The sequence below is a fragment of the Xanthomonas sp. 3498 genome, assembly GCF_014199795.1.
Lineage (GTDB): Bacteria > Pseudomonadota > Gammaproteobacteria > Xanthomonadales > Xanthomonadaceae > Xanthomonas_A > Xanthomonas_A rydalmerensis.
On sequence record NZ_JACHOH010000007.1, the window covers coordinates 191,554 to 204,043 of the forward strand.

Below are 12,490 nucleotides of genomic sequence, written 5' to 3' on the forward strand. Positions count from 1 at the left end.
TTGGACGTGCACCAGGAACCAGACGCGATGCCCGCCAACGACGCCGCTCCGCTTTCCCATCGCGAGGACCCGCGCGCGCGCGCCGTCCGCGCCGAGACTCCGCCGCCGCACTACTGGCGCCGCTGGGTCGGCGACGCGGAGCACGTCGCCGCGCCCGCCGACCTCGCCTCCGATCGCGCGCCTGCCGACCACGCCGCGGCGTCCGCCATGCCGCTGGCCAGCAGCGAGCACGACGATGGCCCGGCCGACGCCAGCGCGGCCGCCTTCCTGGTCGCCGACGCCGACGCCGATCACGCCGCACAGGAAGCGGCCGCGCCGTACCGCGTGCTGATCGTCGAGGACGACCGCGCGCAGGCGCTGTTCGCGCAGAGCGTGCTGCATGGCGCCGGCATGCACGCGCAGGTGCAGATGCAGGCCGAAGGCGTGCAGCAGGCCATCCTCGACTACCGGCCGGACCTGATCCTGATGGACCTGCACATGCCGGGACTGGACGGTATGCGCCTGACCGCGCTGATCCGCCAGCAGCCGCAGCATCAGTTGCTGCCGATCGTGTTCCTGTCCGGCGACGCGGATCCGGAGCTGGAGTACGAAGTGCTCGACAGCGGCGCCGACGATTTCCTGACCAAGCCGATCCGGCCGCGGCACCTGATCGCCGCGGTGTCCAATCGCATCCGCCGTGCCCGCCAACAGGCCCAGCAGGGCCACGCCGAGGCGGTGCCGCTGAACAACCCCGAGACCGGCCTGCCGACCCGCGCCCATCTGCTGCAACTGCTGGACACGACGCTGCGCGCGCGCCGCCCCGGCAGCCTGTACTTCATCGAGATCGCCAGCGCGCTCGGCCTGCGCGAACGCTACGGCTACGCCGCGTTCGAGCGGCTGATGGTGCAGGCCGGGCGCCGCCTGGCCGGCATCACCGCGCCGCAGCCGCTGGCGCGGCTCAATGACAACAGCTTCCTGCTGCTGGCCGAGGACGCCGACGCCGACACGCAGCGGCAACGCGCGCAGCGCCTGCGCGACACCCTGTCCGGCCACGCCTTCGCGCTGCGCGAGGACGAGGCGCTGCATCTGCGCTGCGCGGTCGGCTACGCCGACTTCGGCCATGGCTTCGAGGACGCCGGCAGCGCGCTGGAGGCGGTCGAACGCAGCGCACTGCAGGCGCGGCTGCATCCGCAGGGCGTCGCTGTCTACGTGCCGCCTCAGGCGGAAGAGGATCTGCAGCGCATCGCGATGCTGGAAGGGCAACTGGAGCCGGCCTACCAGCCGATCGTCGCTGTCGCCGGCGGCGACATCGCCCAATACCAGGTGCTGCTGCGCCTGCGTCAGCGCGACGGCAGCCTGCTCTCGGCCGGACAGATCCTGCCGGCCGCCGAAGCCGGCGGACGCATCGCCGACCTCGACCAGCAGGTGCTGGACCACGCGCTGGGCCTGCTGCATCTGTACCAGCACGCCACCCCGCCGCTGCGCCTGTTCGTCTCGCAGTCCACGCGTACGCTGGCGCGCACCGCCTTCGCCGAGTGGCTGATCGAGACCATCGGCCGCCGCGGCGTCACCGGTACGTCGCTGGTGATCGACCTGCGCCTGGACGATGCCCTGGTCCACACCGCCACGCTGCAGCAGTTCTGCGCGCGGCTGATGCCGCTGGGCGTGCAGTTCTGCATCAGCCAGTTCGAACCGGGCGCCGAAGCCGAAGCGCTGCTGGCGCATTTGCCGCTGGGCTATCTGCGCCTGTCGGCGCGCTTCGCCGGCGCGCATGCCGATCCCGAACTCCGCGACCAACTGCGCGCCACCATCGATCTGGCGCACCGCGCCGGGCTGCTGATCATCGGCCAGCAGATCGAGCAGGCGCAGGCGGCAGCGGCGATGTGGATGGGCGGAGTCGATTTCATCCAGGGCAACCTGGTGCAGTCGGTGGGCGACCAGCTGAACTTCGACTTCCAGAACGCGGTGCTCTAGCCATGTCCGACCGCAGACGCCGGCCCGTTCCGTGGCCGGCGGCCTTCGCCGCGGCGCTCGCCGTCGCCGGCACCTTGTTGGCGCTGCCGCCGTTGGCGCTGCCGTTGCCGGCGCCGTGGCACTGGCTGGCGCCGCTGTGCATGGCCGCCGCCGCGGCCCTGGCCACCGTCGCCGGCTGCCGGGCGCGCCAGCAGATCGAACGCCTGGATGCGGCGCTGGCGCGTGCGGCCCTGGCCGAGTCCGAGCGCAACGCCCTGCAGCACGACGTGCACGCGCGCGAGCGGCTGGAAAAGGAGCTGCTGCAGGCCAAGCAGGCCGCAGAGGCGGCCACCCAGGCGGCTGAAGCGGCGGTGCTGGCCAAGGGCGAGTTCCTGGCAACGATGAGCCACGAGATCCGCACCCCGCTCAACGGCATCATCCCGATGCTGGAGCTGATCGGGCGCGGCCCGCTCGGCCTGGACCAGCGCGAGATGCTGCGCGCGGCCAGCACCTCCTCGCTGCAGCTGCTGCGCATCGTCGACGACATCCTCGATTACTCCAAGCTCGAAGCGAACCGGCTGGAGCTGGAGATCACCACCTTCAACCTGCGCGAGCTGCTCGACGGCGTGCTGGAGCTGATGCAGCGCGCGGCCGAGGCCAAGGGCCTGCGCATGGCGCTGCAACTGGACCCGGCGGTGCGCCTGCCGGTGCGCGGCGATCCGGTGCGCCTGCGCCAGGTGCTGAGCAACCTGCTCGGCAATGCGGTCAAGTTCACCGCGCGCGGCGCCATCGACCTGGGCGTGCGCCGGCTCGGCGAGACTCCGGCGCAGCACTTGCTGCGCTTCGAGGTGCGCGACACCGGCATCGGCATCAGCGCCGATCGCCAGGAGCACCTGTTCCAGGCCTTCACCCAGGCCGACGCCTCCACCACCCGCCTGTATGGCGGCACCGGGCTGGGCCTGACCATCTGCAAGCGCATCGTCGAGCTGATGGGCGGGCGCATCGGCGTCGTGTCGCGGCAGGGCCAGGGCGCCACGTTCTGGTTCGAGATTCCGCTGCTGAAGGTGATCGGCGACCTGCCGCAGAGCCCGGGCGGGCTGCCGCGGCTGCATGCGTTGCTTGTCGGCGCCGACCAGCGCCTGCAGCAACGCCTGAGCGTACTGCTGCCGAACTGGGGCGTGCAGGTGAGCAAGGTCGATTCGACCCAGGAAGCGCTGGAGCGGCTGCGCGGCAACGGCAGCGGCGTGCGCCCGGCCTACGACCTGGTGATCGGCGACCTCGACGGCCTGCGGCAGAGCGCGCGCGCCCTGCAGCGCGCGGTGGCGCGACTGCCGGCGCCGCAGACCGCGCGGCTGATCTGGTTGTACGGCGAGGCCGACATTCCCGAGGAGATCCGCGCGCACGGCGCGTTGCTGTCGCGGCAGGCCGCCGACATCGACCTGCGCAGCATGCTGGCGCTGGCGCCGGCGACCCCGAGCCTGACCAATGAAGCCGCGGGCGACGGCACCGCCAACGCTGGCGAGTTCTACCACGACGCCTTCGCGACCGACGCCGTGCACACCCCCGCGCCGGTGCTCGCCGCGGACCCGGCGACCGCCGTGACCGATGCGCCACCGCCGCGCAGCGGCTACCGGCTGCTGCTGGTCGAGGACAATCCGGTCAACCTGATGGTGGCGAAGCGGCTGCTGGAATCGCTCGGCCACCACGCCGACAGCGTCGAGGACGGCGCCGCCGCGCTGGCGCAGTTGGCGCAGTTGGCGCGGCAGCCCTACGACCTGGTGATGATGGACTGCCAGATGCCGGTACTGGACGGTTACGCCGCCACCCGGCAATGGCGCCAGCGCGAGGCCGAGACGGGACGCCCGCGCCTGCCGATCCTGGCGATGACCGCCAACGCGATGGCCGGCGACCGCCAGCGCTGCCTCGATGCCGGCATGGACGATTACCTGTCCAAGCCGATCGACCGCACGCGGCTGGAGGCCTGCCTGCAACGCTGGCTGCCGCTGCAGCCGGTGGCCATGCCGGCCAGCGCGGCGTTCGCGCCCGAGCCCGCCGCCGCAGCGGCATCGCAAACAGCGCCGGAGATCGCCGCGAGCGGCCAGGTGCCGGACACGATCCCTCTTGCCAAGACATCCGCGGAGGCGCAGCCCGCTACACAGGTCGAAGCGCAGGCACCGGTTGCCGCAAAGCCCGATGCGGCATCGGCATCCACCGTGGCGACGTCCGCGCCGACCGACGCGACCGACGCCGACGCGGTGGTCGAGCCCCCCGCCGTGCCGGCGCCGGTACTGGAGATCGCCGTGCTCGACGAACTGCGCGATGTCATCGGCAGCGCCAGCGTCGCGCAGATCGTCGAGCTGTTCCTGGCCGATGCGCCGCTGCTGATCCAGCGCCTGGAGCAGGCCGCGGCGACGGCGGAGCCCGACGCGCTGCGCGAGGCCGCGCACACGCTGAAATCCTCGGCCGCCAACCTCGGCGCACTGGCGCTGTCGGCAGCGGCACTGCGCATCGAGTCGGGCGTGCGCACCGGTACCCTGGATCGCCCCGTGGTCGCAGTCGCCCTGGTGATCGCCGAGTTCGCACGCGCGCGCCTGGCGCTGAGCGGCTACCGCGCCAGCGTTCGCGACAACGCCGAACCCGCCGCGCCGTAGCGCGGCATCGCACTGCGCCACGACTGCGGGCGACACGATCGCCCGCAAGACCTGGCCACAGTGCATCGAAGACGCAGACGCACGGCCTGCTGCTTTCCTAGTAGGAGCCGCGTCAGCCGCGACAGGGCGTTACCGGTAAAGCCATCGCGGCTGAAAAGCCGCTCGCACAAAGAGAGCGACGTCGCGCGATGCCGATGCTATGCCGTCCGCATGGACCCGCGCAGGAGCGGCATGTGCCGCTTTTCAGGATCAGCGCCTTCAGCCGGCACCGTGTCGCGGCTGAAGGCGCTCCTACACGCACACGACAACGCCGACGCATATCCGGGAGTGCGGGGCGAACAGCATCCAGCGCGGCGCGGACACAGGCCAGCGCCGCGGCGTCATGCGCCGACGATTCAGTCGTCGAGCTTGGTCAGCAGGTAGTTCGGCTCGCCGATGCGCTCGATCAGGTCGAGCTGGGTTTCCAGCCAGTCGATGTGCTCTTCTTCCGATTCCAGGATGTCGGCCAGCAACTGGCGGCTGACGTAGTCCTGGATCGATTCGGCGTAGGCGATGCCGTCGCGCAGGGTGACGGTGCCTTCCTGCTCCAGCGCCAGGTCGCACTCGAGGATTTCCTTGGGGTTCTCGCCGATGCGCAGCTTGCCCAGTGCCTGGAAGTTGGGAAGTCCCTCGAGGAACAGGATGCGGTCCGCCAGCTTGTCGGCGTGCTTCATCTCGTCGATGGATTCCTTGTACTCGTGCTCGGCCAGTTCCTTCAGGCCCCAGTTCTTCAGCATCTTGGCGTGCAGGAAGTACTGGTTGATCGCGGTCAGCTCGTTGTAGAGGACCTTGTTGAGGAACTCGATGACTTTGCTGTCGCCCTTCATTGCATCGCTCGCGTAAAGCCGGAAAGCGCAGACTCTAGCGAATCGCGCCGCGGCGTGAAGGAACGCGAATCGTGATCATCCCGAATGCGCCGCAGCGCGGCGACGGGACTCAGGCGGCGCGGGCCAGGCCGCCCAGCACCGGCAATGGCAGCTCGCGGCTCAGCGCGCGCTGCAGCAGGTCGCCGGCCATGTCCAGGCAGGAGCCGCAGGTGGCACCGCAACCGGTACGCATGGTCAGTTCGGACACGCTGCGGCAGCCGGCTTCGGCGGCTTCGCGGATCTGGCGATCGGTGACCCCATTGCAGATGCAGACGTACACGGCGGGCTTGGCGGCGAACGGCGCGGACTGCGCCTGGCGCCCATTCAAACCAAAGTGAGAATGGTTGTCAATTCCGCCCGTTAATCGTTATTAATCCGCGCCGCCCAGGGCCCGCCGCGCTTGCGTGGACGCTTGCGCGGCCGATCGTGGCCGGCGGTATTGCCCGGCAACCAGGCCTCCTGGGCCAGGGTCGGCATGGCACGGATGCCGGCACCGGCGATGCTCTGCGCCAGCGGCGCCAGGTGGCGCAGCGCCCGCGCGTAGACGCCACGCTTGAACAGCACCACGTGCTCCACCGGGTACCAGAAATCGACCCAGCGCCAGTGGTCGAATTCCGGCGTCTCGGTCAGTTCCAGGTTCAGCTGGCTCTCGTCGCACTGCATCCGCAGCAGGAACCAGACCTGCTTCTGGCCGATGCAGACCTGGCGCTCGTTGCGGCGGATGGCCCGGCTGGGCAGGCGATAGCGCAGCCAACCGGGGGTGGCGCCGAGCACTTCCACGTGCTCGGGCAACAGCCCGGTTTCTTCGCGCAACTCGCGGTACATGGCCTCCACCGGGGTCTCGTCGGTGTTCATGCCGCCCTGCGGGAACTGCCAGCCGTCCCGGCGCACACGACGTGCCCAGAACACCTGACCATCCGGCCGCATCAGCACGATGCCTACGTTCGGTCGATAGCCGTCCGGATCGATCACGATGCGGACTCCTGAAAAATCTACTGGCTCCGACTCTGCCATGGCTGCGGCCGGGCCACAAGCAGCGTAGAAACCCGTTGACAGCCGCCCGCTTCTCTATAAGAATTAGCGGTTCACCAAGGCTATGTAGCTCAGCCGGTTAGAGCACAGCACTCATAATGCTGGGGTCGGTGGTTCGAGTCCACCCATAGCCACCATGGTGTGTACGCCCAAGGCGTGCGATACTTGCAGTCCACATTGCCCCGTCGCCAAGCGGTAAGGCACCTGACTCTGACTCAGGCATTCGGTGGTTCGAATCCATCCGGGGCAGCCAAACACACAAAAAAGGCCGATCTTTCGATCGGCCTTTTTTGTGTGTTTGGCTGCGGGTTCGCGCAGGCGCTACGCACCTGCGCCCCACACCTTGCTGCGCAAGGTGCGGGCCCCGGCCTTCCGCCTCCACATCCCCGCGCCTGTCGGCGCGCCCCCTTGGACTCCAAGGGGGCTTTTCACCAGACGGTTGATGCAGACTCATCGAGCTGCAGGCGAACTGCAATCGCCTGCCAAGCCTGTTGAATACCGACCTTGCGCTAGACGATGAAATCGCGAGCGACCCATCGCCGCCGCCACTGTCCAGCTCCGGCATCCAAATGGAGTGCCGGCTAGCACTGCGGAGCTGAGTCCCAAACGAAAAAAGCCCGGCCGAAGCCGGGCTTTTGCTTGGTCCCAGCGAGCTCCCGAAGGAGCCCACGCCAGGCGCGATGGATCAGCGCTTGGAGAACTGGGTGGCGCGACGGGCCTTGTGCAGACCGACCTTCTTACGCTCGACTTCGCGGGCGTCGCGGGTCATGAAGCCGGCCTTGCGCAGCTCGGTCTTCAGGGTTTCGTCGTACTCGACCAGCGCACGGGCGATGCCCAGACGGATCGCACCGGCCTGGCCGGTGGTGCCGCCGCCGGTGGCGGTGACCAGGATGTCGAAGCTCTCGGTGTTCTTGGTCAGCTCCAGCGGCTGGCGCACGATCATGCGCGCGGTCTCGCGGCCGAAGAACTCGTCCAGCGGACGGCCGTTGACGGAGATGTTGCCGGTGCCCTTGCGCAGGAACACGCGGGCAGTGGAGGACTTGCGGCGGCCAGTGCCGTAGTTTTGCGAAATCGCCATGATTAGATATCCAGAACCTGCGGCTGCTGAGCGGCGTGCGGATGCTCCGCACCGGAATAGACCTTGAGCTTGCGGTACATCGCGCGACCCAGCGGGCCCTTGGGCAGCATGCCCTTGACGGCGATTTCGATCACGCGCTCCGGGTGGCGCTCCAGCGCCTGCTCCAGGCTCTCGGTCTTCAGGTTGCCGATGTAGCCGGTGAAGCGGTGGTACTTCTTGTCCTTGAGCTTGTTGCCGGTGACGACGATCTTCTCGGCATTGATCACCACCAGGTAATCGCCGGTATCGACGTGCGGGGTGTAGACCGGCTTGTGCTTGCCGCGCAGGCGGCGGGCCAGTTCGGTGGAAAGCCGGCCCAGCGTTTTGCCGGCGGCGTCGACGAGATACCAGTCGCGCTGGACGGTCTCGGACTTAGCAGTGAAGGTGCTCATGATCAGACTCGGTTGGTCGGGCGGATTCCTGCAGCGAACGGCCGGAACTTTGCCACGCGTTGTGAATTGCAAAAACGCAAGAGGCGGAATTCTACGTGGCCCGGCCGCAGCGCGCAAGTCCGCCCTGCCGGAGTCGGCAGGACCGGCGGCGCGCTTGGCAGTGCGCCGGCCGGCGGCGAAAATCGGGGTTCCCCACCGCTTCCGGGCTTCCCCCATGACGGCCAGCCGCCAGCATTCCCCGCTCGATCGCGCCCTGGTCGAGGCCCAGCGCGCGCTGGAAACCGTGTTCGGCGACCCGCCGGCGCAGCGCCCCTATCCCGCCGCGGCCACCGCCGATGTGGTGCTGGCGCCGGACGAGCGGCGCCATGCCGCCGGCCTGATGCGCATCAACCACGTCGGCGAGGTCTGCGCGCAGGGCCTGTACTTCGGCCAGGCCGCGGTCGCGCGCGATCCGGCCACGCGTGCGCACCTGCTGGAGGCGGCGCAGGAAGAAACCGACCACCTGGCCTGGTGCGCGGCGCGGCTGCGCGAACTGGACAGCCGCCCCAGCCTGTTCAATCCCCTGTGGTACGCCGGCAGCTACGCGATCGGCACCCTGGCCGGGCTGCGCGGCGACGGCTGGAACCTGGGCTTCGTGGTCGAGACCGAGCGTCAGGTCGAGGCGCACCTGGACGAACACCTGCAGACCCTGCCGCCGGCGGACCTGCGCAGCCGCGACGTGCTGAAGGTGATGAAGGCCGACGAGGCCCGCCACGCCGAGCATGCCGAACAGGCCGGGGCGCGGCGCCTGCCGCCGCCGATCCCCACGGTCATGGCCGCCGCCTCGCGGCTGATGAAGGCGGTCGCCTATCGGCTGTAGCCGCCCGCCGGTCGGGCTGCGACCGGGCCGACTGGCATTGTCGGCCCAATCGGGTTAAAGTGAACGAACGCTGACTGATCCACGTCGACGCACGCCGCTTCCGCCGCAGCATCTCCCCGTGCCGCAGTCATCCGATGTACCCCCGCCGAGTCACGCCCGCGTGCGCTCCGCCTGCCGATTGCCATGCCCGCCTCTTCGCTCCACCTCCATCTGCCTTCGCCCCGCACCCGCTGGTTGTCGCGCCTGCTGTTCGCGAGCCTGTTCGCGCTCGGCGGCGGCGCCCTGCTGCATCACCTGCTCGGCGACTATCGCCAGGCCAGCGCGATCCTGCGCGACCATTCGGTCGCCACCGTGCCGGTGATCGCCGATGGCGCCTTCGGCGTACAGACCGAGCCGCTGGTGCGCTACCGCTTCCATTACGTGTTCGAGAGCAAGGGCCGCCTGCACAGCGGCGCCTTCGAAGCCAGCGGTGCCGAAGCCGCGCCGCTGCTGCTGGACGGTGCCACCGTCGAGATCGCCTACGCCAACGCCGACCCCTCGCGCTTCGGGCGCCTGGACCAGCTGCAGCACGCCGGCAACCTCGGCAGCGTGTTCACCCGCGCGATGATCGTGCTGTCGATCGTCGCCCTGCTGGCGGTGATCGCGCACCGGATGCTGATCGGCCGGGTGCTGACCCGGCGCCGCACCGTCGTCGCCTGAGCCCAGCGCTGGCCCGCGCTCAGTGGCCGACCAGCTTCAGGCCGATCACCCCGACCACGATCAGGCCGATGCAGGCCAGCCGCGCCGGCGAGGCGCTGTCGCCGAACAGGACGATGCCGAGCGTGGCCGTGCCCAATGCGCCGATCCCGGTCCAGATCGCATAGGCGGTGCCCAGCGGGATGTGCTTGAGCGCCTGGGTCAGCAACCACAGGCTCAGGCCGGCACCGGCCAGGGTGGCCACGGTCGGCCAGGGCCGGGTGAAGCCTTCGCTGTACTTCAGGCCGAGGGCGAAGCCGATCTCGAACAGGCCGGCGAGCAACAGGTAGATCCAAGGCATTGTCTTTCTCCGTAGACAAATCCAAATGAAAACGGCCCGATGTCTGCACATCGGGCCGCCGTCGGCAGGGGTCGCAGCGCAGGCTGCGGGCGGGCCGTCCCGCCGGTACGAGGTCGCTTACTCGGACAGATTGCGCCCGTGGAACAGCTCCTCGATCTCGCGCTTGAGCAGCGCTTCGATACGCATGCGCTCCTTGAACGAGAGGTTCTTGGCCTTCTCCTCGAACAGGTACTGGTCCAGGTCGAAGTCCTTCAGGTGCATCTTGGTGTGGAAGATGTTCTCCTGATAGACGTTGACGTCGAACATCTCGTAGCGCGACTTGACGTTCTTGGCCAGGAAGTTCTGGATCGAGTTGATCTTGTGGTCGATGTAGTGCTTCTTGCCCTTCACGTCGCGGGTGAAGCCGCGCACGCGGTAGTCCATGATCACGATGTCCGATTCCAGGCTCTCGATCAGGTAATTGAGGGCCTTCAGCGGCGAAATCACGCCGCACGTGGCGACATCGATGTCGGCGCGGAACGTGGCGATACCGTGCTGCGGATGGGTTTCCGGGTAGGTATGGACGGTGATGTGGCTCTTGTCCATGTGCGCGACCACGGCATCGGAAATGATCTCCTTGCCCGCGGCCTTCTTGTCGATGACCGGCTCTTCGGAGATCAGGATCGTCACCGAGGCGCCCTGCGGATCGTAGTCCTGGCGCGCGATGTTGAGGATGTTGGCGCCGATGATCTCGGCCACATCGGTGAGGATCTGGGTCAGGCGGTCGGCGTCGTACTGCTCGTCGATGTACTCGATGTAGCGCTGGCGCTCCTCTTCGGAGATCGCGTAGCAGACGTCGTAGATGTTGAAGCTCAACGCCTTGGTGAGGTTGTTGAAACCTTGCAGCCTCAGACGAGGCAACGGCTTGACCACGGCGTGGATCCTCTGGAAGTGGGTCGGGGGGAAAGCCAATCAATTATGAGCCAAATGACCGCGTCGCGAAACGTGGCGTCCGTCTCTAGTTTGCCGCCGCGAACGCGTCCCGTTAAGCTTCAGGAATTACGCCGTAGCGAAGCCGCCATGAGCCCCGGAAACACATCCACTGCAGCACCTGTGCGCATCGCTCCAAGTCCTTTGACGTTGGACACCGCCACCATCGACCGCTTCCTGGCCCACAGCCACCGTCGCCGCTATCCGGCGCGGACGGACGTGTTCCGGCCCGGCGATCCGGCCGGCACCCTGTACTACGTGGTCAGCGGCTCGGTCAGCATCATCGCCGAGGAAGATGACGACCGCGAGTTGGTGCTGGGCTATTTCGGCAGCGGCGAGTTCGTCGGCGAGATGGGCCTGTTCATCGAATCCGACCAGCGCGAGGTGATCCTGCGCACCCGCACGCCCTGCGAGCTGGCCGAGATCAGCTACGAGCGCCTGCATCAGCTGTTCCTGGGCTCGCTGTCCTCCGATGCGCCGCGGGTGCTGTTCGCGATCGGTGTGCAGCTGTCCAAGCGCCTGCTGGACACCTCGCGCAAGGCCAGCCGCCTGGCGTTCCTGGACGTCACCGACCGCATCGTGCGCACCCTGCACGACCTGGCGCAGGAGCCGGAGGCGATGAGCCACCCGCAGGGCATGCAGTTGCGCGTGTCGCGGCAGGAACTGGCACGACTGGTCGGCTGCTCGCGCGAGATGGCCGGCCGCGTGCTGAAGAAGCTGCAGGTCGACGGCATCCTGCATGCCCGCGGCAAGACCGTGGTGCTGTACGGCGCGCGCTGACCGCCATGGGTCGATAGGCCCGGCGCGATGCTGCTGAGCGAGACCTTCTACTGGTTCGTGCTGGTCGGCCTGGCCGCGCAGCTGGTGGACGGCGCGCTGGGCATGGCCTTCGGCCTGGTCTCCTCGTCGGTCCTGCTGAGCCTGGGCCTGCCGCCGGCAGTGGTCAGCGCCAGCGTGCACAGTGCCGAGGTGTTCACCACCGGTGCCTCCGGGCTGTCGCACCTGGCCCTGGGCAACGTCGACAAGCGGCTGTTCCTGCGCCTGGCACTGCCCGGCATGGTCGGCGGCGTCGCCGGCGCCTACGTGCTGACGCAGTTGCCGGGCGAGTTGATCCGCCCCTTCGTCTATCTGTACCTGCTCGCGCTGGCGGTGCTGATCCTGCTGCGCGCGGCCGGACGGGCGCTGCCGCGCCGCGAGGTGCGGCGGGTGCCGCTGCTGGGCTTCGTCGCCGGCCTGCTCGACGCCAGCGGCGGTGGCGGCTGGGGGCCGGTGGCGACCTCGACCCTGCTCGCGCACGGCGGCCAGGCCCGCACCACCATCGGCACGGTCAACGCCGCCGAGTTCCTGGTGACGCTGTCGATCTCGCTGACCTTCCTGCTGACCATGGGCGTGCAGCACCTGGACATCGTGCTCGGCCTGCTGGTGGGCGGCATGCTCGCCGCGCCGCTGGCGGCGCTGCTGGTCAAGCGCGTGCGCGAGCGCTGGGTGCTGGTGTCGGTGGGCCTGCTGGTGCTGGGCATCAGCCTGTATCAGGTGGGGAGCGCGCTGTATCGGTGGGTGGGCTGATGCCCGGGAGTCGGGAGTCGGGATTGGGGAT

Annotated in this window: 13 protein-coding genes and 2 tRNA genes; 8 read left to right on the plus strand and 7 right to left on the minus strand. The window is 68.7% G+C overall.

Annotation, left to right across the window (positions count from 1 at the left end):
* The first annotated feature begins 27 nt into the window (after nucleotides 1–27).
* Both GGR66_RS18185 and GGR66_RS18190 read left to right on the plus strand, forming a co-directional pair.
* Entirely contained in the window at nucleotides 28–1,953 is a 1,926-nt protein-coding gene (locus GGR66_RS18185) for an EAL domain-containing response regulator (protein ID WP_184449625.1), read from the plus strand.
* A gap of 2 nt (nucleotides 1,954–1,955) precedes the next feature.
* Nucleotides 1,956–4,583 carry an ATP-binding protein gene (locus GGR66_RS18190; RefSeq protein WP_255421772.1) on the plus strand — a complete coding sequence of 876 codons (2,628 nt, stop codon included), beginning with the start codon at nucleotides 1,956–1,958 and terminating at the stop codon, nucleotides 4,581–4,583.
* Nucleotides 4,584–4,978: 395 nt separating this feature from the next.
* Here the strand turns inward: GGR66_RS18190 and bfr are convergent, their stop codons facing one another.
* From bfr to GGR66_RS18205, 3 genes are all read right to left on the minus strand, one after another.
* Nucleotides 4,979–5,449, minus strand: coding sequence for a bacterioferritin (gene bfr, locus GGR66_RS18195; protein ID WP_160966439.1), 471 nt, complete (start codon nucleotides 5,447–5,449; stop codon nucleotides 4,979–4,981).
* Nucleotides 5,450–5,558: 109 nt separating this feature from the next.
* Nucleotides 5,559–5,768: a (2Fe-2S)-binding protein gene (locus GGR66_RS18200; protein WP_160966559.1), complete on the minus strand. Its 210-nt coding sequence runs from the start codon at nucleotides 5,766–5,768 to the stop codon at nucleotides 5,559–5,561.
* Between the two features lie 80 nt (nucleotides 5,769–5,848).
* Nucleotides 5,849–6,460, minus strand: a complete 612-nt coding sequence (locus tag GGR66_RS18205) for an RNA pyrophosphohydrolase (protein ID WP_160966437.1) — start codon at nucleotides 6,458–6,460, stop codon at nucleotides 5,849–5,851.
* A gap of 120 nt (nucleotides 6,461–6,580) precedes the next feature.
* Here GGR66_RS18205 and GGR66_RS18210 point away from each other — a divergent pair.
* Nucleotides 6,581–6,657, plus strand: a tRNA-Met gene (locus GGR66_RS18210).
* 41 nt (nucleotides 6,658–6,698) lie between these two features.
* A tRNA-Gln gene (locus tag GGR66_RS18215) sits at nucleotides 6,699–6,773 on the plus strand.
* 432 nt (nucleotides 6,774–7,205) lie between these two features.
* On the opposite strand, the gene rpsI is transcribed toward GGR66_RS18215, so the two are convergent.
* On the minus strand, nucleotides 7,206–7,598 hold the full coding sequence (gene rpsI / locus GGR66_RS18220) for a 30S ribosomal protein S9 (RefSeq protein WP_010341421.1): 393 nt from the start codon (nucleotides 7,596–7,598) through the stop codon (nucleotides 7,206–7,208).
* A gap of 2 nt (nucleotides 7,599–7,600) precedes the next feature.
* Complete coding sequence (gene rplM / locus GGR66_RS18225; RefSeq protein ID WP_010341420.1) at nucleotides 7,601–8,029, minus strand: 50S ribosomal protein L13; 429 nt, start codon at nucleotides 8,027–8,029, stop codon at nucleotides 7,601–7,603.
* Between the two features lie 214 nt (nucleotides 8,030–8,243).
* On the opposite strand from rplM, the gene coq7 reads away from it, so the two are divergent.
* Complete coding sequence (coq7, locus tag GGR66_RS18230; RefSeq protein WP_048489304.1) at nucleotides 8,244–8,888, plus strand: 2-polyprenyl-3-methyl-6-methoxy-1,4-benzoquinone monooxygenase; 645 nt, start codon at nucleotides 8,244–8,246, stop codon at nucleotides 8,886–8,888.
* Between the two features lie 234 nt (nucleotides 8,889–9,122).
* A complete protein-coding gene (locus tag GGR66_RS18235) occupies nucleotides 9,123–9,587 on the plus strand; it encodes a hypothetical protein (protein ID WP_184449627.1) in 465 nt (154 codons plus the stop codon).
* Nucleotides 9,588–9,606: 19 nt separating this feature from the next.
* Here the strand turns inward: GGR66_RS18235 and GGR66_RS18240 are convergent, their stop codons facing one another.
* Entirely contained in the window at nucleotides 9,607–9,924 is a 318-nt protein-coding gene (locus GGR66_RS18240; RefSeq protein WP_160966433.1) for a multidrug efflux SMR transporter, read from the minus strand.
* A 117-nt stretch (nucleotides 9,925–10,041) separates the two neighbouring features.
* Nucleotides 10,042–10,836 carry an adenosylmethionine decarboxylase gene (speD, locus tag GGR66_RS18245; protein WP_017910332.1) on the minus strand — a complete coding sequence of 265 codons (795 nt, stop codon included), beginning with the start codon at nucleotides 10,834–10,836 and terminating at the stop codon, nucleotides 10,042–10,044.
* Nucleotides 10,837–10,983: 147 nt separating this feature from the next.
* On the opposite strand from speD, the gene crp reads away from it, so the two are divergent.
* Together crp and GGR66_RS18255 are read left to right on the plus strand one after the other, a co-directional pair.
* Entirely contained in the window at nucleotides 10,984–11,673 is a 690-nt protein-coding gene (crp, locus tag GGR66_RS18250; protein ID WP_160966431.1) for a cAMP-activated global transcriptional regulator CRP, read from the plus strand.
* A gap of 27 nt (nucleotides 11,674–11,700) precedes the next feature.
* A complete protein-coding gene (locus GGR66_RS18255; protein ID WP_160966429.1) occupies nucleotides 11,701–12,459 on the plus strand; it encodes a sulfite exporter TauE/SafE family protein in 759 nt (252 codons plus the stop codon).
* The last annotated feature ends 31 nt before the right edge of the window (nucleotides 12,460–12,490 follow it).